Annotated in this window: 21 protein-coding genes; 11 read left to right on the forward strand and 10 right to left on the reverse strand. The window is 58.9% G+C overall.

The annotated features are described in order from the left end of the window. The 9 genes from PMI36_RS19690 to rpsB form a co-directional block, all read right to left on the reverse strand. A partial coding sequence (locus tag PMI36_RS19690; protein WP_008070321.1) for a POTRA domain-containing protein occupies positions 1-664 on the reverse strand: 664 nt, incomplete at its 3' end. 72 nt (positions 665-736) lie between these two features. Beyond that, positions 737-2,089, reverse strand: coding sequence for a sigma E protease regulator RseP (gene rseP / locus PMI36_RS19685; RefSeq protein WP_008070323.1), 1,353 nt, complete (start codon positions 2,087-2,089; stop codon positions 737-739). A gap of 52 nt (positions 2,090-2,141) precedes the next feature. Then, positions 2,142-3,332, reverse strand: a complete 1,191-nt coding sequence (ispC, locus tag PMI36_RS19680; protein ID WP_008070326.1) for a 1-deoxy-D-xylulose-5-phosphate reductoisomerase — start codon at positions 3,330-3,332, stop codon at positions 2,142-2,144. Then, positions 3,329-4,135 carry a phosphatidate cytidylyltransferase gene (locus PMI36_RS19675; RefSeq protein ID WP_008070328.1) on the reverse strand — a complete coding sequence of 269 codons (807 nt, stop codon included), beginning with the start codon at positions 4,133-4,135 and terminating at the stop codon, positions 3,329-3,331. Before PMI36_RS19675 ends, ispC begins: the two co-directional genes overlap by 4 nt. Next, on the reverse strand, positions 4,135-4,890 hold the full coding sequence (gene uppS, locus PMI36_RS19670; protein ID WP_008070330.1) for a polyprenyl diphosphate synthase: 756 nt from the start codon (positions 4,888-4,890) through the stop codon (positions 4,135-4,137). The genes PMI36_RS19675 and uppS overlap by 1 nt, the downstream gene beginning before the upstream one ends. A gap of 13 nt (positions 4,891-4,903) precedes the next feature. After that, positions 4,904-5,461 (reverse strand): ribosome recycling factor, encoded by a 558-nt coding sequence (gene frr, locus PMI36_RS19665; protein WP_007907979.1) that lies wholly within the window; start codon positions 5,459-5,461, stop codon positions 4,904-4,906. Further along, on the reverse strand, positions 5,458-6,201 hold the full coding sequence (gene pyrH, locus PMI36_RS19660; protein ID WP_003172271.1) for a UMP kinase: 744 nt from the start codon (positions 6,199-6,201) through the stop codon (positions 5,458-5,460). Before pyrH ends, frr begins: the two co-directional genes overlap by 4 nt. Positions 6,202-6,411: 210 nt before the next feature. After that, on the reverse strand, positions 6,412-7,275 hold the full coding sequence (gene tsf, locus PMI36_RS19655; RefSeq protein WP_008070331.1) for a translation elongation factor Ts: 864 nt from the start codon (positions 7,273-7,275) through the stop codon (positions 6,412-6,414). A 192-nt stretch (positions 7,276-7,467) separates the two neighbouring features. Then, on the reverse strand, positions 7,468-8,205 hold the full coding sequence (gene rpsB, locus PMI36_RS19650; RefSeq protein ID WP_007907989.1) for a 30S ribosomal protein S2: 738 nt from the start codon (positions 8,203-8,205) through the stop codon (positions 7,468-7,470). A 373-nt stretch (positions 8,206-8,578) separates the two neighbouring features. On the opposite strand from rpsB, the gene map reads away from it, so the two are divergent. The 8 genes from map to PMI36_RS19610 all read left to right on the forward strand — a co-directional run bounded on the left by map (position 8,579) and on the right by PMI36_RS19610 (position 17,752). Beyond that, positions 8,579-9,361 carry a type I methionyl aminopeptidase gene (gene map / locus PMI36_RS19645; protein WP_008070337.1) on the forward strand — a complete coding sequence of 261 codons (783 nt, stop codon included), beginning with the start codon at positions 8,579-8,581 and terminating at the stop codon, positions 9,359-9,361. A gap of 45 nt (positions 9,362-9,406) precedes the next feature. Beyond that, positions 9,407-12,109 (forward strand): [protein-PII] uridylyltransferase, encoded by a 2,703-nt coding sequence (locus PMI36_RS19640; protein WP_008070339.1) that lies wholly within the window; start codon positions 9,407-9,409, stop codon positions 12,107-12,109. A 97-nt stretch (positions 12,110-12,206) separates the two neighbouring features. After that, on the forward strand, positions 12,207-13,406 hold the full coding sequence (dapC, locus tag PMI36_RS19635; protein WP_008070340.1) for a succinyldiaminopimelate transaminase: 1,200 nt from the start codon (positions 12,207-12,209) through the stop codon (positions 13,404-13,406). Positions 13,407-13,575: 169 nt separating this feature from the next. After that, positions 13,576-14,307: a M12 family metallopeptidase gene (locus PMI36_RS19630; RefSeq protein ID WP_008070342.1), complete on the forward strand. Its 732-nt coding sequence runs from the start codon at positions 13,576-13,578 to the stop codon at positions 14,305-14,307. Between the two features lie 265 nt (positions 14,308-14,572). Next, positions 14,573-14,935 (forward strand): ArsC family reductase, encoded by a 363-nt coding sequence (locus tag PMI36_RS19625; RefSeq protein WP_007907995.1) that lies wholly within the window; start codon positions 14,573-14,575, stop codon positions 14,933-14,935. 33 nt (positions 14,936-14,968) lie between these two features. Then, positions 14,969-16,003 (forward strand): 2,3,4,5-tetrahydropyridine-2,6-dicarboxylate N-succinyltransferase, encoded by a 1,035-nt coding sequence (dapD, locus tag PMI36_RS19620; RefSeq protein WP_008070343.1) that lies wholly within the window; start codon positions 14,969-14,971, stop codon positions 16,001-16,003. A gap of 142 nt (positions 16,004-16,145) precedes the next feature. Beyond that, positions 16,146-17,351 carry an aminotransferase class V-fold PLP-dependent enzyme gene (locus PMI36_RS19615; RefSeq protein ID WP_008070344.1) on the forward strand — a complete coding sequence of 402 codons (1,206 nt, stop codon included), beginning with the start codon at positions 16,146-16,148 and terminating at the stop codon, positions 17,349-17,351. Then, complete coding sequence (locus PMI36_RS19610; protein ID WP_008070345.1) at positions 17,348-17,752, forward strand: SufE family protein; 405 nt, start codon at positions 17,348-17,350, stop codon at positions 17,750-17,752. Before PMI36_RS19615 ends, PMI36_RS19610 begins: the two co-directional genes overlap by 4 nt. 119 nt (positions 17,753-17,871) lie before the next feature. On the opposite strand, the gene tcdA is transcribed toward PMI36_RS19610, so the two are convergent. Then, positions 17,872-18,684 carry a tRNA cyclic N6-threonylcarbamoyladenosine(37) synthase TcdA gene (gene tcdA, locus PMI36_RS19605; RefSeq protein ID WP_162130623.1) on the reverse strand — a complete coding sequence of 271 codons (813 nt, stop codon included), beginning with the start codon at positions 18,682-18,684 and terminating at the stop codon, positions 17,872-17,874. Positions 18,685-18,972: 288 nt separating this feature from the next. On the opposite strand from tcdA, the gene PMI36_RS19600 reads away from it, so the two are divergent. The 3 genes from PMI36_RS19600 to PMI36_RS19590 all read left to right on the forward strand — a co-directional run bounded on the left by PMI36_RS19600 (position 18,973) and on the right by PMI36_RS19590 (position 23,744). Next, on the forward strand, positions 18,973-21,564 hold the full coding sequence (locus PMI36_RS19600; RefSeq protein WP_008070347.1) for a glycosyltransferase: 2,592 nt from the start codon (positions 18,973-18,975) through the stop codon (positions 21,562-21,564). Positions 21,565-21,783: 219 nt separating this feature from the next. Beyond that, positions 21,784-22,935: a succinyl-diaminopimelate desuccinylase gene (gene dapE / locus PMI36_RS19595; RefSeq protein ID WP_008070348.1), complete on the forward strand. Its 1,152-nt coding sequence runs from the start codon at positions 21,784-21,786 to the stop codon at positions 22,933-22,935. Beyond that, positions 22,935-23,744: a putative RNA methyltransferase gene (locus PMI36_RS19590; protein ID WP_008070350.1), complete on the forward strand. Its 810-nt coding sequence runs from the start codon at positions 22,935-22,937 to the stop codon at positions 23,742-23,744. The genes dapE and PMI36_RS19590 overlap by 1 nt, the downstream gene beginning before the upstream one ends. Positions 23,745-23,809: the final 65 nt, after the last annotated feature.

The raw sequence follows: 23,809 nt of genomic DNA on the forward strand, positions 1-23,809 counted from the left end.
GGTCACCGGAGAGTTTTTCACGAGCGTACTTGTCGTCATTCTTGAAGAACGACAACCAGTTGCTAGTCTTGAGTTCGAACAGGTCGATGAGGTCTTCATCAGGGAAAACAGTGTTACCCACCACGTTGATGTGCTGGATAGCTGCAACGGTGCCTTCGTTGATGTTGACCTTCAGGCCCACGCGGTTACGCGGCTGTGGCACCACTTCGGTATCGACAGTAGCGGAGTAGCGGCCCTGAGCGACGTACTGACGCTGCAGCTCGTTACGCACACCTTCGAGGGTGGCGCGCTGGAAGATCTCGCCTTCGGCCAGACCGGATTGTTTGAGGCCCTTCATCAGGTCTTCAGTGGAGATCGCCTTGTTGCCTTCGATCTCGATACTGGCGACCGACGGACGCTCGACTACAGTGATGACGAGGACGTTGCCATCGCGACCCAGCTGGATATCTTGAAAGAACCCGGTTTTGAACAACGCACGAGTGGATTCCACCAGGCGACGATCATCCGCCTGTTCGCCGACGTTCAACGGCAAGGCACCAAAGACGCTACCCGCGGAGACCCGCTGTAGGCCATTGACGCGAATATCAGAGATAGTGAAGGACTCGGCGTGAACTTCGGCGATCATCAATACGGTGAGAACCGCAGTTAGCAGCAGACGTTTCATGAAGTCCTTTCTTATTCCAACTGGCAATAAAAACTGCCGCAAAATGCGGCAGATTCGCAATTCAGCGAAGCGTTACAGTCGGCCCAGATCATTAACCAGAGCAAGTAACATCACCCCGACCACCAAACTGATACCGATCTGTATCCCCCAACCTTGCACCCGATCCGACAAGGGACGACCACGCGCCCACTCGATCAGATAAAACAACAAATGCCCCCCATCCAGTACAGGAATGGGCAACAAATTCAGAACCCCCAGGCTAATACTCAGATAAGCAAGGAAATTCAGGAAATCAGCGACGCCCGACTGGGCAGAAGCGCCCGCCACTTTAGCAATGGTTATCGGTCCACTCAAGTTTTTTACCGAGAGCTCACCGAACAACATTTTCTTGAGAGAATCGAGGGTCAGTACACTCATGGTCCAAGTGCGTCGGGCACCCTCGCCAATCGCAGCCACCGGACCGTAACTGACTTCGCGAATCATCTCTGGTGGCCAATCGACCGCTTTCACCCCGGCACCCAGATAACCACTGGGCGATTTGCTCTCGCCGCGAGCGGCCAACGTCACAGGGACGTCGATTTGAGCACCATCGCGCTCGACGCGCAGCATGATTTTGGTATCCGGATGCATACGGACGATGTCGACTACCTGCTGCCAGTCGTCCAGCGCCTTGCCATCAAGGGCCAACAAGCGGTCACCCGTTTTCAGGCCGGCAGCCTTAGCCGGCCCTTTCGGATCAAATTCGGCCAGGACGGGTGGCAACGCCGGACGCCAAGGACGAATGCCCAGCGAGCGAATCGGATCTGGCTCCTCGGCCCCCTTGAGCCACTTGTTCAGCACCAGCTCACGGGGTGAGTCCACCGTGGAGCCCTGTTCGCGGACCAGCAATTGAAGGGAACCGCTCTCACCCAAGCGACGGATCAGTTGCAGATTCACCGCAGCCCAGCCGGAGGTTGGCTCGCCATCGATGGCCATGATTTCCTGGCCCGGGCTCAAACCTGCCTTGGAGGCAATACTGCCAGACTCTACCGCGCCGATAACCGGCCGCACCTGCTCGCTGCCCAGCATTGCCAACGCCCAGAAAAACACCATTGCCAATAGAAAGTTGGCGATCGGGCCGGCCGCGACGATGGCGATGCGCTGACGGACAGATTTGCGATTGAAGGATTGATCGACCTGCTCGGCCGGGACCTCGCCTTCGCGCTCGTCGAGCATCTTCACGTAGCCACCCAACGGGATGGCGGCGATTACGAACTCAGTGCCTTTGCTGTCGTGCCAGCGCAACAACGGCATGCCAAAGCCCACGGAGAAACGCAGCACTTTGACCCCACAGCGACGTGCGACCCAGAAATGGCCGAACTCGTGGAAGGTGACCAGCACACCCAGCGCTACCAGGGTGCCGACAATCATATAGAGCGCGCTCATGTACTTTCTCCGCAATCCTATCAGTGCTGCATGGGGCAACGTATCGCAGCACTTATCGCCCGTGACGGCTCAACCATTGCCCGGCCAGTACCCGTGCTTTCGCATCAGCCGTAAACACTGCCTCGAGATCATTCACTGCAACCACAGGCTCGAGGTTCAACACTTCCTCGATAATACTCGCGATTTCCAGGTAGCGAACCCGCCCGTCGAGAAACGCCGCCACAGCCACCTCATTCGCGGCATTGAGCATGGCCGGCGCACTATTGCCAGCTTCGGCGGCTTGACGCGCAAGGCGCAGGCACGGAAAACGTTCCTCATCGGGCGCCTGGAAATCCAGGCGAGCGATGGCAAACAGGTCCAACGGCGCAACACCCGAGTCGATTCGTTCCGGCCAGGCCAGGGCATTGGCGATCGGCGTTCGCATGTCCGGATTGCCCAACTGCGCCAATACCGAACCATCGATGTAGTCGACCAGCGAATGGATCACGCTCTGCGGGTGAATCACCACTTCGACCTGGGACGGCGTGGCATCGAACAGCCAGCAGGCTTCGATCAGCTCGAGCCCTTTGTTCATCATGCTGGCCGAATCCACTGAAATCTTGCGCCCCATGGACCAATTCGGATGGGCACACGCTTGTTCGGGGGAAACATGCTCCAGTTCGGCCATGGGCGTCTGCCGGAACGGGCCGCCAGAGGCTGTCAGTAAAATCCGACGCACCCCGACCGCACCAAGCCCACGAGCGAAATCCTGTGGCATGCACTGGAAAATCGCGTTGTGTTCGCTGTCGATCGGCAGCAGCACTGAACCGCTTTTGCGCACGGCCTGCATAAACAGCGCACCGGACATCACCAGCGCTTCTTTATTGGCCAGAAGAATCTTCTTGCCAGCCTCGACCGCTGCCAGAGTCGGACGCAAGCCCGCCGCACCGACAATAGCCGCCATTACCGCATCGACTTGCGGATCGGAGGCGACCTGACACAAGCCCTCCTCCCCTACCAGAACCCGGGTCGACAGACCGGCCGCGCGCAAATCGTCCTGCAAGCGTCGGGCAGCGCCAGACTCCGGCACGACGGCGAAGCGCGGTACATGACGCACACACAGCGCCAACAGCTCACTCAAACGAGTGAAACCGCTCAAGGCGAAAACCTGATAACGCTCGGGATGACGGGCGATGACGTCGAGGGTACTCAGACCAATCGAACCGGTCGCTCCCAGCACGGTAATCTGTTGTGGGCGGCTCACGGGGCGGCCATCCACAGCAGCACGGCGAATACCGGAATCGCCGCCGTCAGGCTATCGATTCGGTCCAGCACGCCGCCGTGGCCAGGCAGCAGATTACTGCTGTCCTTGATCCCCGACTGGCGCTTGAACATGCTTTCGGTGAGGTCGCCCACCACCGAAATGAACACGATTATTGCGGCACCGAACAGCCCCATCAGCATCTGAGCGAAACTCCAGTCCCGCACAAAACCGACGATTGCGGTAATCACCAGACTCACCAGCAAGCCGCCGTACACGCCTTCCCAGCTCTTGCCAGGGCTGACCTGTGGCGCCAGCTTGCGTTTGCCGAAGGCCCGACCGGAAAAGTACGCACCGATATCGGCCCCCCAGACCAGCACCATCACCGCCATGATCAGCCAGTTACCCAAGGGCTGCTGCTTGATCAGAACAAGGCCTTGCCACGCCGGTAACAGAATCAACAAACCGATCACCAGCTTGCAGGCAGCACTGGCCCAATGTTGACTGGACTGTGGATAGGTCAACACCAGGTACGTGGCCATGCCCCACCAGAGCACCGCGGCACCCAACACCCAAGGCGCGAGCCCCGGCAGGATGTGCATGAAAAACAGCATCAACGCGACCACAGCGGCATAGGCAAGGCGAATCGACTGAGCAGCGAAACCTGCCAACCGCGCCCACTCCCACGCCCCAAGCGTCACCACCAGCCCGATGAACAGCGCAAAACCGGACCCTTCGAGCAGGAAAAACCCGCCCAGGGCAATCGGCAGCAGAATCAGTGCCGTGATGATTCGTTGTTTAAGCATTAAACCCGGGCTCCAGCCTCGACCTGCTCGCTCGTTTTACCGAAGCGACGCTGGCGAGAAGCGAAATCGGCTAGCGCATTGCGCATGGCGTCGTGTTTGAAGTCCGGCCAGAACAGGTCGGAGAAGTACAACTCGGCGTAAGCCAGTTGCCACAACAAGAAATTGCTGATGCGATGCTCGCCACCGGTACGGATGCACAAGTCTGGCAACGGCAGATCACCGGTCGCCAGGCAGGTTTGCAACAGCTCGGGGGTAATGTCCTCCGGACGCAGATGCCCGGCCTGAACTTCTCGGGCCAGACGCTGCGCGGCTTGCGCGATATCCCACTGACCGCCGTAGTTGGCAGCGATCTGCAGGACAAAGCGGTTGGCACCGACAGTCATCGCCTCGGCTTCGCGCATGGCGGCCTGAAGCTCCGGGTGAAAACGCGAACGATCGCCAATGATGCGCAAACTGATGTTGTTGTCGTTGAGGCGCTTGGCCTCGCGACGCAACGCCTTGAAGAATAAATCCATCAAGGCACTGACTTCATCTACCGGGCGCTGCCAGTTCTCGCTGGAGAAGGCGAACAAGGTCAGTACTTCGACCTTGGCCTCGGCACACACCTCAATCACCGCACGCACCGCATCCACGCCCGCTTTATGCCCGGCGACACCCGGCATAAAGCGTTTTTTCGCCCACCGATTATTACCATCCATGATGATCGCGACATGGCGCGGCACCGCGGACGGCACAGTCTGCTTTGTCTTATCCATTAAAACGTGACCCTTATACGGCCATCAGGTCTTTTTCTTTCTGCGCCAAATTCGCGTCAATTTCAGCCACGTATTTTTTGGTCAGATCATCAATTTCGCCAGTAGCGCGACGCTCTTCGTCTTCGCTGATTTCCTTTTCCTTGACCAGATCCTTGAGTTGGCTGTTCGCATCACGACGGATGTTGCGCACCGCAACACGGGCATCTTCAGCGACATCGCGAGCCTGCTTGGTGAAGCCCTTGCGGGTTTCTTCGGTCAGGGCCGGCATGGAGATCAGCAGCAACTCGCCGAGGTTGGTCGGGTTGAGGTTCAGACCCGCGCTACCGATGGCTTTGTCGACGGCACCCAGCATGTTGCGCTCAAAGGCAACTACTTGCAGGGTACGGGCGTCTTTCACGGTGATGTTCGCCACTTGCTTGATCGGCGTGTCGGAGCCGTAGTACGGAACCATGACACCTTCCAGAATGCTTGGGTGCGCCTGGCCCGTACGAATACGGCCGAAGTTGTGCGCCAGCGATTCGACGGATTTTTTCATGCGCTCTTGAGCGTCTTTCTTGATTTCGTTGATCATTGTTGGCCTTCCTCGATCAGAGTCCCTTCAGCGCCGCCATGTACGATGTTCAGCAGGGCGCCGGGCTTGTTCATGTTAAATACGCGCAACGGCATCTTGTGGTCGCGGCACAGGCAAATAGCCGTCAGATCCATCACGCCCAGCTTGCGATCCAGTACTTCATCATAAGTCAGATGATCGAACTTCTCGGCATGCGGGTCTTTGAATGGATCAGCCGTGTAAACGCCATCGACCTTGGTTGCCTTGAGCACGACGTCAGCGTCGATTTCGATTGCACGCAAGCAAGCTGCCGAATCCGTGGTGAAGAACGGATTACCGGTACCGGCCGCAAAAATCACGACTTCCTTGGCGTTCAGGTGGCGCATGGCTTTGCGGCGATCATAGTGATCGGTCACGCCAACCATGGAAATGGCCGACATCACGATGGCCGAGATATTGGCACGTTCCAGCGCATCACGCATCGCCAGGGCGTTCATCACAGTGGCCAGCATGCCCATGTGGTCGCCAGTGACCCGATCCATGCCGGCCGCGCTGAGCGCCGCACCGCGAAACAGGTTACCCCCGCCGATCACCAGACCAACCTGAACACCGATGCCGACCAGTTGGCCAACTTCCAGCGCCATGCGATCCAGAACTTTCGGATCGATCCCGAACTCTTCCGAGCCCATCAGGGCCTCGCCGCTAAGCTTGAGTAGAATGCGTTTATAGCGAGCCTGATAACCACTGCCCTGCTGAGCCATTGCGAATCTCTCCTGCGGCGTATTTTAAAAAATTCTTTGCGGGCTGTTTGCAGCCTGCGTTCACTCTAGCTTGACGCTATCACAGCGCCATCGGAACACGGCTTTGTAAGCCAGTTCCGACGAGAAGCCAAATAAATTGGCATCCCCATCTGAAAAGAGGCTGCGCGCGTGAGCGGGCAGCCTCTTCAGGGCGACAGTTAAAAAACCGTCTTATTGCTTGGCAGCAGCCAGCTGGGCAGCAACTTCTTCAGCGAAGTTGTCGACCGGCTTCTCAATGCCTTCGCCTACTTTGAAGTAGGTGAACGAAACGATTTCTGCACCGGCTTTCTTGGCCAGTTCGCCGACCTTGATTTCAGGGTTCTTGACGAACGCCTGCTCAACCAGGCTCGCTTCAGCCAGGAACTTGCTGATACGGCCTTTGACCATGTTTTCAACGATGTTTTCTGGCTTGCCGGCGATCTTGTCAGCGTTGAGGGTCAGGAACACGCCCTTCTCACGCTCAATCGCTTCAGCGGAAACTTCCGACGGCAGCAGGAATTCAGGGTTGGTCGCCGCTACGTGCATAGCGATGTCTTTGGCCAGCTCAACGTTGCCGCCCTTGAGAACAACCGCGACACCGATCTTGTTGCCGTGCAGGTAACCACCAACAACATCACCTTCAACACGAGCCAGGCGACGGATGTTGACGTTTTCGCCAACCTTGCCGACCAGAACCAGACGATCGGCTTCTTGAGCTTCGATCAGCGGAGCGACGTCAGTCAGCTTGTCAGCGAACGCTTTTTCTACGCTGGAAGCAACAAATGCCTTGAAATCATCCTGCAAAGCCAGGAAGTCGGTCTGCGAGTTCACTTCCAGCAGAACGGCGGATTTACCGTCTTCTTTAAGAGCGATCGCGCCTTCAGCGGCAACGTTGCCAGCTTTCTTGGCAGCCTTGATGGCGCCCGAAGCACGCATGTCATCAATGGCTTTTTCGATGTCGCCGCCGGCCTTGGTCAAGGCCTTTTTGCAGTCCATCATGCCTTCGCCAGTACGCTCGCGCAGTTCTTTGACCAACGCTGCAGTAATCTCTGCCATTTTCAAATTCCTCTTGGATAGGTTTTCAACCATTCCACCCGATCGAACGGGCGTTCAATTCTTCCCGAACCACCCTTGTTAGCCGCTGCACGTTACAGATGCTGTAGCTGCGCTGCTCACAAATGGTTTTCGAGGTGGCAAAAAGGGGGCCAAGCCCCCTTTTTGCTTACTGAGTCAACGCCAGGGCGTCAATTACTCAGCTGCAGCTGCCGGAGCTTCTTCAACAAACTGCTCGGTGCCGCCAGCAACGTGGTTGCGACCGCGGATAACAGCGTCAGCCATCGAACCCATGTACAGCTGGATAGCGCGGATTGCGTCATCGTTGCCTGGGATGATGTAGTCAACGCCTTCCGGGCTGCTGTTGGTATCGACTACGCCGATAACCGGGATGCCCAGCTTGTTGGCTTCGGTGATCGCGATGCGCTCGTGATCAACGTCGATAACGAACAGAGCGTCTGGCAGACCGCCCATGTCCTTGATACCACCCAGGGAACGATCCAGCTTCTCAAGATCGCGAGTGCGCATCAGCGCTTCTTTCTTGGTCAGCTTGGCGAAAGTACCGTCTTCGGCTTGTACTTCAAGGTCACGCAGACGCTTGATGGAAGCACGGATGGTTTTGAAGTTGGTCAGCATGCCGCCCAACCAGCGGTGATCGACGTACGGCGAACCGCAACGTGCTGCTTCTTCAGCAACGATCTTGCCAGCGGAACGCTTGGTGCCGACGAACAGGATCTTGTTTTTGCCCTGGGCCAGACGCTCTACGAAAGTCAGAGCTTCGTTGAACATTGGCAGGGTTTTTTCAAGGTTGATAATGTGGATCTTGTTACGCGCGCCGAAAATGTACTTACCCATTTTCGGGTTCCAGTAACGGGTCTGGTGACCGAAGTGCACACCGGCCTTCAGCATATCGCGCATGTTGACTTGGGACATGATAGTTCCTTAATAAGTCGGGTTTGGCCTCCACGTATCCCAATGACCAACCAGCAGCATCAGCTGAAGGCACCCAGGTCATCGTGTCGACACGTGTGTGGATTTAAGCTTCCCAGGGTATCCCCGGAAAGCGGCGCATTTTATATCACAAGGCAGAAAAAAACGGAACCCGGATTCTGAAAACCTGAGGAATGCTTTTCACCCCTGCCTTGGAATCTTCCCAGAATGCGCCATCCTATAGAGAGAAGCGATGCACAGAGGCTCAGATTTGCGCTGATCGTCTGGTAGAATCGCGTTTTTCAGGGCTGCGAAGATCGCTCACGCAATGCCCATTTCGTTTTAGAAGGCGCCATTGAGCGCAGAGAGAGCCTGTATGACCGTCACCCTCAAAACCCCAGAGGACATCGCAAAAATGCGGATCGCCGGCAAATTGGCCGCCGATGTGCTGGAAATGATTGCCGATTATGTCAAGCCGGGTGTCACCACCGAAGAACTGGACCGCATCTGCCACGACTACATCGTCAATGAGCAGAAAGCCATCCCTGCCCCGCTCAACTACAAGGGCTTCCCGAAGTCGATCTGCACCTCGATCAACCATGTGGTCTGCCATGGCATCCCGAACGAGAAACCGTTGAAGGATGGCGACACGCTGAACATCGACGTCACCGTGATCAAGGACGGTTACCACGGCGACACCAGCCGCATGTTCCACGTCGGTACCGTGCCGGTCTGGGCCGAGCGTCTGTCCCAGGTGACTCAGGAATGCATGTACAAGGCCATCGAACTGGTCAAACCCGGCTGCCGCCTGGGCGATATCGGTGAAGTGATCCAGAAGCACGCCGAAAAGAACGGCTTCTCGGTGGTTCGCGAGTTTTGCGGTCATGGCATCGGCAAGGTGTTCCACGAAGAACCACAAATCCTGCACTACGGCCGCGCCGGCACCGGCATGGAACTGAAGGCCGGCATGACCTTCACCATCGAGCCGATGATCAACCAGGGCAAGGCCGATACCAAGGTATTGGGCGACGGCTGGACCGCTATCACCAAGGATCGCAAGCTGTCGGCGCAGTGGGAGCACACCCTGTTGGTGACCGAAACCGGCTACGAGATCTTCACCCTGCGCAACGACGATACCATCGCGCGCGTTTCGGCCTGATCCCGCCCGCTCCGTTCCCAGCCTTATAGAAAGGAAAGCCAATCGATGCCGCAGGTGGATCCCGAACTCTTCGACCGCGGCCAGTTCCAGGCTGAACTGGCCCTGAAGGCAAGCCCTATTGCTGCTTTCAAGAAGGCGATCCGTCAGGCCCGCGAGGTGCTCGACGAGCGGTTCCGCAGTGGCCGGGACATTCGCCGGCTGATCGAGGATCGCGCCTGGTTTGTCGACAACATCCTGCAACAAGCCTGGGAACAGTTTAACTGGAGCGAAGACGCCGATATCGCCCTGGTGGCAGTCGGCGGCTACGGTCGCGGCGAGTTGCACCCCTATTCCGACATCGATCTGCTGATTTTGCTGGACAGCGCCGATCACGAAATTTTTCGGGATTCCATCGAACGCTTTCTGACGTTGCTGTGGGACATCGGCCTGGAAGTCGGCCAGAGCGTTCGTTCGGTGGATGAATGCGCCGTCGAGGCTCGCGCCGACCTGACGGTCGTCACCAATCTGATGGAAAGCCGCACCATTTGCGGCCCCGAACGCCTGCGCCAGCGCATGCTGGATGTCACCAGCACCGAGCACATGTGGCCCAGCAAGGAGTTCTTCCTGGCCAAGCGCGCCGAGCAGAAAGCCCGCCACCACAAGTACAACGACACCGAATACAACCTGGAACCCAACGTCAAAGGTTCTCCAGGCGGACTGCGGGATATTCAGACGATTCTCTGGGTCGCCCGGCGTCAGTACGGCACCCTGAACCTGCGGGCCCTTGCGGGCGAAGGTTTCCTGGTAGAGAGCGAAAACGCCCTGCTGGCCTCCTCCCAGGAGTTTTTGTGGAAGGTACGTTACGCACTGCACATGCTCGCTGGCCGTTCCGAAGACCGCCTGCTGTTCGACCACCAGCGCTCCATCGCCGGGCTATTGGGGTTCGAAGGTAACGATGCCAAGCAAGCCATCGAAAACTTCATGCAGCAGTATTACCGGGTAGTCATGAGCATTGCCCAGCTCAGCGACCTGATCATCCAGCACTTTGAAGAAGTGATCCTGGCCCCCGAAGACGAAGCACCACCACAGCCGATCAACTCGCGGTTCCAGCTGCACGATGGCTACATCGAGGCGCGTAGCGACAACGTGTTCCGCCGTACGCCATTCGCCATGCTCGAGATCTTTGTGCTGATGGCCCAGCAACCGGAAATCAAAGGTGTACGCGCCGATACCATCCGCCTGCTGCGCGAGAATCGTCATCTGATTGATGACGACTTCCGCAACGATATTCGTAATACCAGCCTGTTCATCGAGCTGTTCAAGTGCAAAATCGGCATCCACCGCAATCTGCGGCGGATGAACCGTTACGGCATCCTTGGGCGCTATCTGCCGGAGTTCGGCTTCATTGTCGGGCAGATGCAGCATGACCTGTTTCATATCTATACGGTCGACGCGCACACCCTGAACCTGATCAAGCACTTGCGAAAGCTGCAGTACACCCAGGTGTCGGAAAAATTCCCGCTGGCCAGCAAGCTCATGGCCAAACTGCCCAAACCCGAACTGATTTACCTGGCCGGTCTTTATCACGACATCGGCAAGGGCCGGCATGGCGATCACTCGGAAATCGGCGCGGTGGATGCCGAAGCTTTTTGCCAGCGCCACCAGTTGCCGATCTGGGATAGCCGCCTGATCGTGTGGCTGGTGCAGAACCATCTGGTGATGTCGACCACGGCCCAGCGCAAAGACCTGTCCGACCCGCACGTGATCCACGATTTCGCGCAGACCGTAGGCGATGAAACCCGCCTCGATTATCTGTACGTGCTGACCGTTGCCGACATCAACGCAACCAACCCGACGCTGTGGAACTCCTGGCGCGCGAGCCTGTTGCGCCAGCTCTACACCGAGACCAAGCGCGCCTTGCGTCGTGGCCTGGAAAACCCGGTGGATCGCGAAGAGCAGATCCGCCAGACCCAGAGCGCGGCGCTGGACATTCTCGTACGCGGCGGCAACGATCCGGACGATGTCGAGCAGCTCTGGGCGCAATTGGGCGATGACTACTTCCTGCGTCACACCGCCGGCGACGTGGCCTGGCACACTGACGCGATTTTGCAGCAGCCGGCCGACGGCGGCCCGCTGGTGCTGATCAAGGAAACCACCCAGCGCGAGTTCGAGGGCGGTACGCAGATCTTCATTTATGCACCGGACCAGCACGACTTTTTCGCCGTGACCGTGGCAGCGATGGACCAGCTCAACCTGAACATTCACGATGCCCGGGTCATCACCTCCAGCAGCCAGTTCACTCTCGACACCTATATCGTGCTCGACACCGATGGCGACTCGATCGGCGACAACCCGGCGCGGGTCAAGCAGATCCGCGAAGGCCTGACCGAAGCCCTGCGCAACCCGGACAACTACCCGACCATCATCCAGCGTCGGGTACCGCGCCAGCTCAAGCATTTCGCGTTTGCGCCACAGGTCACAATCCACAACGATGCTCAGCGTCCGGTGACCGTGCTGGAGCTCAGTGCGCCCGACCGTCCGGGGTTGCTGGCGCGGATCGGCACGATCTTCCTGGAATTCGACTTGTCGCTGCAAAACGCCAAGATCGCCACCCTGGGCGAGCGCGTGGAAGACGTGTTCTTCATCACCGATGCGAACAACCAGCCGCTGTCCGACCCGTTGCTGTGCAGCCGCTTGCAGGATGCCATCGTCGAACAGCTGAGCGTCAGCCAGGAACCCGATATCAAACTGTCGCGCATCAGTATCTGAACCAACCATTTTCCCCTGTGGGAATGGACTTCCTGTGGAGAGGGGGCTTGTTGCCCCCCCACACCACACTAGCCCTCCTGCATTGAACGAGGCCCCCATGAACAACGCTCTGAACCAGTTGCAGCCCTACCCGTTCGAAAAGCTCCGCGCCCTGCTCGGCAGCGTTACGCCCAACCCGGAAAAGCGCGCCATCGCGCTGTCCATCGGCGAACCGAAACACCGCTCGCCAGCTTTTGTCGCCGAAGCCCTGGCAAGCAATCTGGATCAGATGGCCGTGTACCCGACCACCCTCGGCATCCCTGCCTTGCGTGAAGCCATCGCAGCCTGGTGCGAACGCCGCTTCAGCGTCCCGAACGGCTGGCTCGACCCGGCGCGCAATGTGCTGCCGGTCAATGGCACGCGCGAAGCGCTGTTCGCGTTTACCCAGACCGTGGTCAACCGTGGTGACGACGCGTTGGTGGTCAGCCCGAACCCGTTCTATCAAATCTACGAAGGCGCGGCATTCCTCGCCGGCGCCAAGCCGCATTACCTGCCGTGCCTGGATGAAAACGGCTTCAACCCGGATTTCGACGCTGTTTCGCCGGACATCTGGAAACGCTGCCAGATCCTGTTCCTGTGCTCGCCGGGTAACCCGACCGGTGCGCTGATTCCGGTCGAAACCCTGAAGAAGCTGATCGCCCTGGCTGACGAATACGACTTCGTGATCGCCGCAGACGAATGCTATAGCGAACTGTATTTCGACGAACAAACCCCACCGGCCGGCCTGCTCAGTGCATGCGTCGAACTGGGTCGCAAGGACTTCAAGCGTTGCGTGGTGTTCCACAGCCTGTCCAAGCGTTCCAACCTGCCCGGCCTGCGTTCGGGCTTCGTGGCCGGTGATGCCGATATTCTCAAAGGCTTTCTGCTGTATCGCACCTACCACGGCTGCGCGATGCCGGTTCAGACCCAACTGGCCAGCGTTGCCGCATGGAATGATGAAGTGCATGTACGCGCCAACCGTGCGCTGTACCGCGAGAAATACGATGCGGTGCTGGAGATCCTCAGCCCAGTGATGGACGTACAGCGTCCGGACGGTGGTTTTTACCTGTGGCCGAATGTGAACGGTGATGACGCGGCGTTCTGCCGTGACCTGTTCGAACAGGAACACGTGACCGTGGTACCGGGCTCCTACTTGTCCCGCGATGTCGATGGCGTCAACCCGGGTGCCGGACGCATACGCATGGCGCTGGTTGCGCCGCTGGCTGAATGCGTGGAAGCGGCCGAGCGCATTCGCGCGTTCATTACCCGCAACAAATAGTCTCCCCCGCCCGCACTGTGCAATACAGTGCGGGGGCTTTTTTATAACCAGTAACACATCACTCGCAATTAAAATTCACTGAACTGCAGAGACCTCTTACTCTCATGCAGCGCATCACTGTGCGCACTCACACACAACTTTAGCCTTTACTTCATGGAAGAAGTACCTAATGAACAATATTGAAAACTGCACCCTTATCCAATGGCCCGACGACCAGCAATCCTACGACGCGGCTATCAATGAAAACCCCGGAAATGCAGGATCCACCCTCGGCACACGTCGCAAGCGCTCTCTGATCGCTTATTCGAAGTTGTGGGCAAATGGACGCACGCTCAAAATCGCATTTATCGACGATCCCGACGATGAACACAAACAGAAGATCATCAGGGCGGCCAGTCAGTGGCTGCCCTATATCAATCTGAGTTTCGATTTCGTCGAAGGGCTGGAAGGTGATATCCGAATTGCGACAAAAAACCCTATTAACAGCTCGATGTTGGGCACCGATGCGCTATTGATTCATCCAGACTGGCCAACCATGGATCTGGGCGTCGAACCTGAACATGAAGATTTCGAAGTGATCGTGACTCATGAATTCGGACATGCATTAGGGGCGATGCACGAACATCAACACCCCGAAGCCAATATTCCTTGGGATAAACCGAAAGTGTATGAGTTCTACCAGAATCGAGAGATGAATCCACTGACCAAAGAACAAGTCGATATGAACCTGTTTCAGCCCTTCGATACCATCGAAGCGATTTATACGCCTTACGACAGGAAGTCCATCATGCATCACCCCGTGGCTAACACACTGACACTGGGCGATTGGGAAATTCCTATCAACCGCAAGATCAGTAGAAAAGACAAACAACTCATGAAGTTGCTTTATCCAAAACGCTGACAGCCCAACTTCCCGCAATGCGTCATCACCGATCTGGTGATGACGACCGAGGCTATGCCACTCCAGCCGTTGCCCCCACAGATTTGTACCAGCGGCGGCTGCAGGGGGGCAGCCGTCCGATGCCGCTGACTGTTGCCCCCATGTCGCACGACACAGCTGATCGCCATGGCCTACAGACAAACCCGACCACAGCCGACGCGAAACCGTTCGGTCATGGCATAATCCGTCACCTTTTATTTTCAGCACCTGCAAAGGGGGCAATTCCTTGACCGCTTCAAGCAAAACGTTGCACCTTTTCGGCATCAAAGCCTGCGACACCATGAAAAAGGCGCGCACCTGGCTCGATGAACACGCTGTCAGCTATGACTTCCATGATTACAAAACGGTCGGAATCGACCGTGAACACCTGAGCCAATGGTGCGACGAGCACGGCTGGCAAGTGGTGTTGAACCGTGCAGGCACGACCTTTCGCAAGCTCGACGACGAACGCAAAGCCGATCTCGACCAGCGCAAAGCCATCGAACTGATGCTCGCACAACCTTCGATGATCAAGCGCCCGGTGCTCGATCTCGGTGACCGAACCCTGATTGGCTTCAAGCCAGATATCTACGCGGCAGCGCTCAAGTAAGGCAGCCCGTTCCATTTTGTTAGAGGTATCAACATGTCCACTACCCTGTTCAGCCTGGCCTTTGGTGTCGGCACTCAAAACCGTCAAGGCGCATGGCTGGAAGTGTTTTACGCGCAGCCACTGCTCAACCCGTCGGCCGAACTGGTCGCCGCCATTGCGCCGGTTCTGGGCTACACCGACGGCAATCAGGCCATCGCCTTCAGCACCGCTCAGGCGTCCCAACTGGCCGAAGCGCTGAAAAGCGTCGACGCTGCACAAGCGGCACTGCTGACCCGTCTGGCCGAGAGCCACAAGCCGCTGGTCGCCACGCTGCTGGCCGAAGATGCACAGCTGAGCTCCACGCCTGAGGCTTACCTCAAGCTGCACCTGCTGTCCCATCGCCTGGTCAAGCCCCACGGCCTGAACCTGGCCGGGATCTTCCCGTTGCTGCCGAACGTGGCCTGGACCAGCCAGGGCGCGATCGATCTGGCCGAACTGGCCGAACATCAACTGGAAGCCCGTCTGCGCGGCGAGCTGCTGGAAGTGTTCTCGGTGGACAAGTTCCCGAAAATGACCGACTACGTGGTACCGGCCGGCGTGCGTATCGCTGACGCGGCGCGTATTCGCCTGGGCGCTTACGTGGGCGAAGGCACCACCGTGATGCACGAAGGTTTCGTCAACTTCAACGCCGGCACCGAAGGCCCGGGCATGATCGAAGGCCGCGTTTCCGCTGGCGTATTTGTCGGCAAGGGTTCGGACCTGGGCGGCGGTTGCTCGACCATGGGCACCCTGTCGGGTGGCGGCAACATCGTGATCAAGGTCGGCGAAGGCTGCCTGATCGGCGCCAACGCCGGTATCGGTATCCCGCTGGGCGACCGCAACACCGTTGAGTCGGGCCTGTACGTGACCGCTGGTACTAAAGTGGCGCTGCTGGACGAAAACAACAAACTGGTCAAAGTCGTGAAGGCGCGTGAACTGGCCGGTCAACCTGACCTGCTGTTCCGTCGCAATTCGGAGACCGGTGCCGTGGAATGCAAAACCCATAAATCGGCCATCGAACTGAACGAAGCGCTGCACGCTCACAACTGATTGCTGCAGCAACCCAACCGATCAACTGTGGGAGCGGGCTTGCTCGCGAAGCTTTTGGCGACCTCAAGGACGCCTTCGCGAGCAAGCCCGCTCCCACAGGGTCAGGCGTACACACCGCCCATGTTCACCAGGGCCCGATAGCATGATGATTCCCTCTCCCTGGCGCGCCGATTTTCCGGCCATCGCCGCCCTGCAACGGCAAGACCAGACTTATCTGGACAACGCCGCCACCACGCAAAAACCTCAAGCCCTGCTGGATGCCCTGGCGCATTACTATGCCAACGGCGCGGCCAACGTGCATCGGGCGCAACACTTGCCCGGCGCCCATGCCACCCAGGCGTTCGAAGACAGCCGCAGCAAAGTCGCGCAATGGCTCAATGCCGGCGATTGCGGGCAGATCATCTTTACCCACGGCGCGACGTCCGCGCTGAACCTCCTGGCCTATGGCCTGGAACACGTATTCAATCCGGGCGATGAAATTGTCATCAGCGCTCTGGAGCATCACGCCAACCTGTTGCCGTGGCAGCAACTGGCCCAGCGTCGCGACTTGAAACTGGTGATCCTGCCACTGGATGCCGACGGCTTGATTGACCTTGAAGCCGCCGCTCACCTGATCGGCCCGCTTACCCGTCTGCTGGCGGTCAGTCAGCTGTCCAACGTGCTCGGCGCCTGGCAGCCGTTGCCCGCGTTACTGGCGATGGCCAAAGCGCACAACGCGCTGACCGTGGTCGACGGCGCTCAAGGCGTGGTGCATGGTCGGCATGACGTGCAGGCGCTGGGTTGCGACTTCTATGTGTTTTCCAGCCACAAGCTCTACGGCCCGGATGGCCTGGGTGCGCTGTTCGGTCGTCATGAAGCGCTCGAACAACTGCGCCCGTGGCAGTTCGGCGGCGAAATGGTGCTGGATGCCAACTACCACGACGCCCGCTTTCGTCCTGCACCGCTGGGGTTCGAGGCGGGTACGCCGCCGATTTCCAGCGTGATTGGCTTGGGGGCGACCCTGGACTATCTGGCCGGGCTGGATCAGGACGCCGTGTCCGCCCACGAAGCGGCGCTGCATGACTATCTGCTCAAAGGCCTTGAAGCGCGCAACGGAATCCGGTTGCTGGGCAAGCCGCAACTGGCACTGGCCAGTTTTGTCGTCGAGGGTGTGCATAACGCTGATCTGGCGCATTTGCTGACCGAACAGGGAATCGCCGTACGCGCCGGTCATCATTGCGCCATGCCGTTGCTCAAAAGCTTTGAACTGGCCGGGGCGATTCGGGTGTCGTTGGCGTTGTACAACGACTCCGAAGACCTTGAGCGTTTTTTTGAAGCGCTGGATCAGGCCCTGGAGTTGTTGCGATGAGCTTGCCTGACGATGCCGTCACCGCGCTGGATACTTTTCAGCAGGCTGCAAGCTGGGAACAGCGGGCGCGGTTGCTGATGCAATGGGGTGACCGTCTGCCGCCGTTGAGTGATGTGGATAAAGTCGAAGCCAACCGCGTGCATGGCTGTGAGAGCCAGGTGTGGCTGGTCGGCACGTTGCAGGACGGGCACTGGCAATTCAGCGCCAGCAGCGATGCGCGGTTGATTCGCGGGTTGGTGGCGTTGCTGCTGGCACGGGTCAACGGCTTGTCCGCCGTTGAGTTGCAGCAGGTGGATTTGGCGGATTGGTTTAATCAGCTGGGGCTGGGTCGCCAGTTGTCCCAGTCCCGCAGTAATGGCCTCAATGCCGTGTTACAGCGGATGAATGAGTTGGCTGGTTAATCGCCTTCGCGAGCAAGCCCGCTCCCACATTGGATGTGTGGTGTCTCCGATTTTTTGTATCCGACACCGATCAAATGTGGGAGCGGGCTTGCTCGCGAAGGGGCCATCAGCAACAACCATTAAACCTCAGGTTTGATGCGATCGGCGGGGCGACGCACACCCGCCACAATCTTATCCACAGCCTTGGTCGCCGCGACCATGCCGAACGTCGCCGTCACCATCATCACCGCGCCAAAGCCCCCAGCGCAGTCGAGCTTCACGCCATCACCGACAAAACTCTTCTGCAAACAAATGCTGCCGTCCGGTTTCGGGTAGCGCAGTTGCTCGGTGGAGAACACGCAGGGCACGCTGTAGTGACGGGTCACGGTGCGGGAGAAGCCGTAGTCGCGGCGCAGCGTGGAGCGCACTTTCGAGGCCAGGGGATCGTTGAACGTGCGGTTCAGGTCGCAGACCTGGATCAGTGTCGGGTCAATCTGCCCGCCCGCGCCGCCGGTGGTGATGATCTGGATCTTGCGCCGCTTGCACCAGGCGATCAGCGCGGCTTTGGCGTTGACGCTGTCAATGCAGTCGATCACGCAGTCGATGTTCGGCGTGATGTACTCGGCCATGGTTTCACGGGTGACGAAGTCCGCCACCGCATGCACCGTGCAGTCCGGGTTGATCCCGCGCAGACGCTCGGCCATCACCTCGACCTTGGGTTTGCCGACGGTGCTGTCCAGCGCATGCAGCTGACGGTTGACGTTGCTGACGCAGACGTCGTCCAGGTCGAACAGCGAAATCTCGCCCACGCCACACCGGGCGACAGCTTCCGCCGCCCAGGAACCGACGCCACCGACGCCGACGATCGCCACATGGGCCGCGCGCAAGCGCTCAAGGCCTTCGATGCCATACAAGCGGGCAATGCCAGCAAACCGCGGATCTTCTGTACTCATGACCATTACCCCAAAAACCGGCGCGCATTATAGGGCCGTCGGCAGCCAAGAGCATCTTTGGGTCTATAAACGGCGGTCTTGACTGCCTTAATTGCCTACAAATTTATTGGAATTGGGCTACAACGCCCCGGTCAAAGAACTTAAGTCGACTTGGATTGCCCAACGTCCGGCATTTCCCTGTCCGCTGTACGGTCAGTGAACGCCCAGTGTAGGATGCGCGCCCCCGCCCCTTGGCAGCCGGCCGCCGACCGTTCCTTCGTTCAGTAGCCCCTGGAACCTGAAATAGCTATGTCATCGCGTAAATTTGGACTCAACCTGGTCGTGGTTCTAGCAATCGCCGCCTTGTTCACCGGTTTCTGGGCGCTGGTCAATCGCCCCGTCACCGCCCCCAACTGGCCTGAGCAGATCTCCGGCTTTTCGTACTCGCCGTTTCAACAAGGCCAGTACCCGCAAAAAGCCCAGTACCCGACCGACGATGAAATGCGTCGCGACCTGGAGATCATGAGCAAGCTGACGGACAACATCCGGACCTACTCGGTCGACGGCACGCTGGAGAACATTCCCAAACTGGCGGAAGAATTCGGCCTGCGGGTGACCCTGGGTATCTGGATCAGCCCGGATGAAGAGCGCAACGAGCGCGAGATCACCCGCGCCATCGAAATCGCCAACACCTCGCGCAGCGTGGTTCGCGTGATTGTCGGTAACGAGGCGATCTTCCGTAAGGAAATCACTGCAGCAGAGCTGAGCCTGATCCTGGATCGCGTCCGCGCGGCCGTAAAGGTTCCGGTCACCACCTCTGAACAGTGGCACGTCTGGGAAGAAAACCCGAGCCTGGCCAAGCACGTCGACCTGATCGCGGCTCACGTCCTGCCGTACTGGGAGTTCGTTCCGGTGGACAAGGCCGGTCAGTTCGTTCTCGACCGCGCCCGTGACCTGAAAAAGATGTTTCCGAAAAAACCGCTGCTGCTCTCCGAGGTCGGCTGGCCGAGCAACGGCCGCATGCGCGGTGGCGCCGATGCGTCGCCGGCGGACCAGGCGATTTACTTGCGCACATTGGTCAACAAGCTCAACCGCCAAGGCTTCAACTACTTCGTGATCGAAGCGTTCGACCAACCGTGGAAGGCCAGTGACGAAGGTTCAGTGGGCGCGTACTGGGGCGTGTTCAACGCCGCACGCCAGCAGAAATTCAACTTCGAAGGCCCGGTCGTCGCGATCCCGCAATGGCGCGTATTGGCTATCGGCTCCGTAGTGCTGGCACTACTGTCGCTGACCCTGCTGATGATCGACGGCTCGGCCCTGCGTCAACGCGGCCGCACCTTCCTGACCTTTATCGCGTTCCTCTGCGGTTCGGTATTGGTGTGGATCGGTTACGACTACAGCCAGCAATACAGCACCTGGTTCAGCCTGACGGTGGGCTTCTTGCTCGCCCTCGGTGCACTCGGGGTGTTTATCGTTCTGCTGACCGAGGCCCATGAACTGGCCGAAGCGGTCTGGACTCACAAACGCCGGCGTGAATTCCTGCCAGTGGTGGGTGATTCGGACTACCGACCGAAAGTGTCGATTCACGTACCTTGCTACAACGAGCCGCCGGAGATGGTCAAACAGACCCTCAACGCCCTGGCCAACCTCGACTATCCGGACTTCGAAGTCCTGATCATCGACAACAACACCAAAGACCCGGCGGTCTGGGAACCGGTGCGCGATTATTGCGAAACCCTCGGCCCGCGCTTCAAGTTCTTCCACGTGGCACCGTTGGCCGGTTTCAAGGGTGGCGCGCTGAATTACCTGATTCCGCATACCGCCAAGGACGCCGAAGTGATTGCGGTGATCGACTCGGACTACTGCGTCGACCCGAACTGGCTCAAGCACATGGTGCCGCACTTCGCCGATCCGAAAATTGCCGTTGTGCAGTCGCCACAGGATTACCGCGACCAGAACGAAAGCACCTTCAAGAAGCTCTGCTATGCGGAATACAAAGGCTTCTTCCACATCGGCATGGTCACCCGCAACGACCGTGACGCGATTATCCAGCACGGCACCATGACCATGACCCGGCGCTCGGTGCTCGAGGAACTGGGCTGGGCCGACTGGTGCATCTGTGAAGACGCCGAGTTGGGTCTGCGCGTGTTCGAAAAAGGTCTGTCGGCGGCGTATTACCACGACAGCTACGGCAAAGGCCTGATGCCCGATACCTTTATCGACTTCAAGAAACAGCGTTTCCGCTGGGCCTACGGAGCGATTCAGATCATCAAGCGTCACACCGCCAGCCTGCTGCGCGGCAAGGACACCGAACTGACCCGTGGCCAGCGTTACCACTTCCTCGCGGGCTGGTTGCCGTGGGTGGCGGACGGCATGAACATCTTCTTCACCGTCGGCGCGCTGTTGTGGTCGGCAGCGATGATCATCGTGCCGCAACGGGTCGATCCGCCGTTGTTGATTTTCGCGATCCCGCCATTGGCGCTGTTCGTGTTCAAGGTCGGCAAGATCATCTTCCTGTACCGCCGTGCGGTTGGAGTCAACCTGAAGGATGCGTTCTGCGCGGCATTGGCAGGGCTGGCGTTGTCGCACACCATCGCCAAAGCGGTGCTGTACGGTTTCTTCACCAGCAGCATTCCGTTCTTCCGCACCCCGAAAAACGCCGATAATCACGGCTTCTGGGTAGCCATTTCGGAAGCGCGCGAAGAGGTGTTCATCATGCTGTTGTTGTGGGGCGCGGCGCTGGGGATCTTCCTGGTGCAGGGCCTGCCGAGCAACGACATGCGCTTCTGGGTGACCATGTTGCTGGTGCAGTCGCTGCCATACCTGGCGGCGCTGATCATGGCGTTCCTGTCGTCGCTGCCCAAACCGGTGGCTGAAGCCACGACCGCACCGGCTGTCTAAATCAGTACAGATGCACTAAACGGCGGCCAATGGCCGCCGTTTTGCTTTAAGATAACCGCCATTTTGCAGGCCTTGGCCGGGCACGTACCAACGGCCGAATGCCATACCTGTGGGAGCGGGCTTGCTCGCGAAGCTTTTGGCGTCAGTGATGGCCCCTTCGCGAGCAAGCCCGCTCCCACATTTAGCCCGCGCCCATATTTCATGTTTCCGGAGCTTTCCATGACGGCCCACGCCGACCTTTCGCCGACCCTTCAACTCGCCATCGACCTGATCCGCCGTCCATCCGTGACGCCGGTCGACGCCGATTGCCAGAAGCAGATGATGCAGCGCCTGGGCGATGCCGGGTTCAAGCTGGAACCGATGCGCATCGAAGATGTGGATAACTTCTGGGCGACCCACGGTAAACACGAAGGCCCGGTGCTGTGCTTCGCCGGCCACACCGACGTGGTTCCGACCGGTCCGGTAACCGCCTGGCAGATCGACCCGTTCAACGCGGTGATCGACGAACACGGCATGCTTTGCGGCCGTGGCGCGGCCGACATGAAAGGCAGCCTGGCCTCCATGACCGTGGCAGCCGAGCGCTTCGTCGCTGACTACCCGGATCACAAGGGCAAGGTCGCTTTCCTGATCACCAGCGACGAAGAAGGCCCGGCGCATCACGGCACCAAGGCTGTGATCGAACGCCTCGCCGCCCGTAAGGAACGTCTGGACTGGTGCATCGTCGGCGAACCGTCGAGCACCACCTTGGTCGGTGACGTGGTCAAGAACGGCCGTCGCGGCTCCCTCGGCGCCAAATTGACCGTGCGCGGTGTGCAGGGTCACGTGGCCTATCCGCACCTGGCAAAGAACCCTATCCACCTCGCTGCCCCGGCGCTGGCCGAGCTCGCCGCCGAACACTGGGACCACGGCAACGATTTCTTCCCGCCGACCAGTTTCCAGATTTCCAACGTCAATTCCGGTACCGGCGCGACCAACGTGATCCCGGGTGATCTGGTGGCGGTGTTCAACTTCCGCTTCTCCACCGAGTCCACCGTCGAAGGCCTGCAAAAACGCGTCGCCGATATTCTCGACAAACATGGTCTGGACTGGCACATCGACTGGGCGCTGTCCGGCTTGCCGTTCCTCACCGAACCGGGCGCCCTGCTCGACGCGGTGTCGGCGAGCATCAAGGACATCACCGGCCGCGAAACGCAAGCTTCCACCAGCGGCGGTACTTCCGACGGGCGCTTCATCGCGACCATGGGCACTCAGGTTGTCGAACTGGGCCCGGTCAACGCGACGATTCACCAGGTCAACGAGCGCGTACTGGCGGCCGATCTCGACGTGCTGACCGAAATCTACTACCAGACCCTGATCAAGTTGCTCGCCTGATGCTCGCGTGTCCGATCTGCAGCGAACCGCTGAACGCGGTGGACAACGGCGTGGCTTGCCCCGCCGGGCATCGTTTCGACCGTGCGCGGCAGGGTTACCTGAACCTGTTGCCGGTGCAGCATAAAAACAGCCGCGACCCTGGGGATAACCTGGCGATGGTCGAAGCCCGTCGCGACTTTTTGAACGCCGGCCATTACGCGCCGGTGGCCAAGCGTCTGGCGGAACTGGCGGCGCAGTACGCGCCCCAACGCTGGCTGGACATCGGTTGTGGCGAGGGTTACTACACCGCGCAAATCGCCGAAGCCTTGCCCAACGCTGACGGCTACGCCCTGGACATTTCCCGGGAGGCGGTCAAACGCGCCTGCAAACGCAACCCTGCCCTGACCTGGTTGATCGCCAGTATGGCCCGAGTGCCGCTGGCCTCAGGCAGTTGCCAGTTTCTCGCCAGCGTTTTCAGCCCGCTGGACTGGGAAGAAGCCAAGCGCCTGCTCAGCCCCGGCGGCGGCTTGATGAAAGTCGGGCCGACCAGCGGCCATCTGATGGAATTGCGCGAGCGACTGTACGACGAAGTCCGCGAGTACACCGATGACAAGCATTTGGCGCTGGTGCCGGAAGGCATGGCGCTGCAGCACAGCGAAACCCTGGAGTTCAAACTGACGTTGGTCAGTGGTCAGGATCGCGCGAACCTGTTGGCCATGACACCCCACGGCTGGCGCGCCAGTGCCGAACGCCGCGCGGCGGTTATCGAACAGGCCGAGCCGTTCGAGGTCACTGTTTCGATGCGCTACGATTATTTTGTTCTTCAATAAACTCTTAAAATTTGGTCTTGAGCAAACAGCTTGAGGCCGGCTAAATCCGCGAATGGATTTTTCAG

Source organism: Pseudomonas sp. GM79, from assembly GCF_000282495.1.
GTDB lineage: Bacteria > Pseudomonadota > Gammaproteobacteria > Pseudomonadales > Pseudomonadaceae > Aquipseudomonas.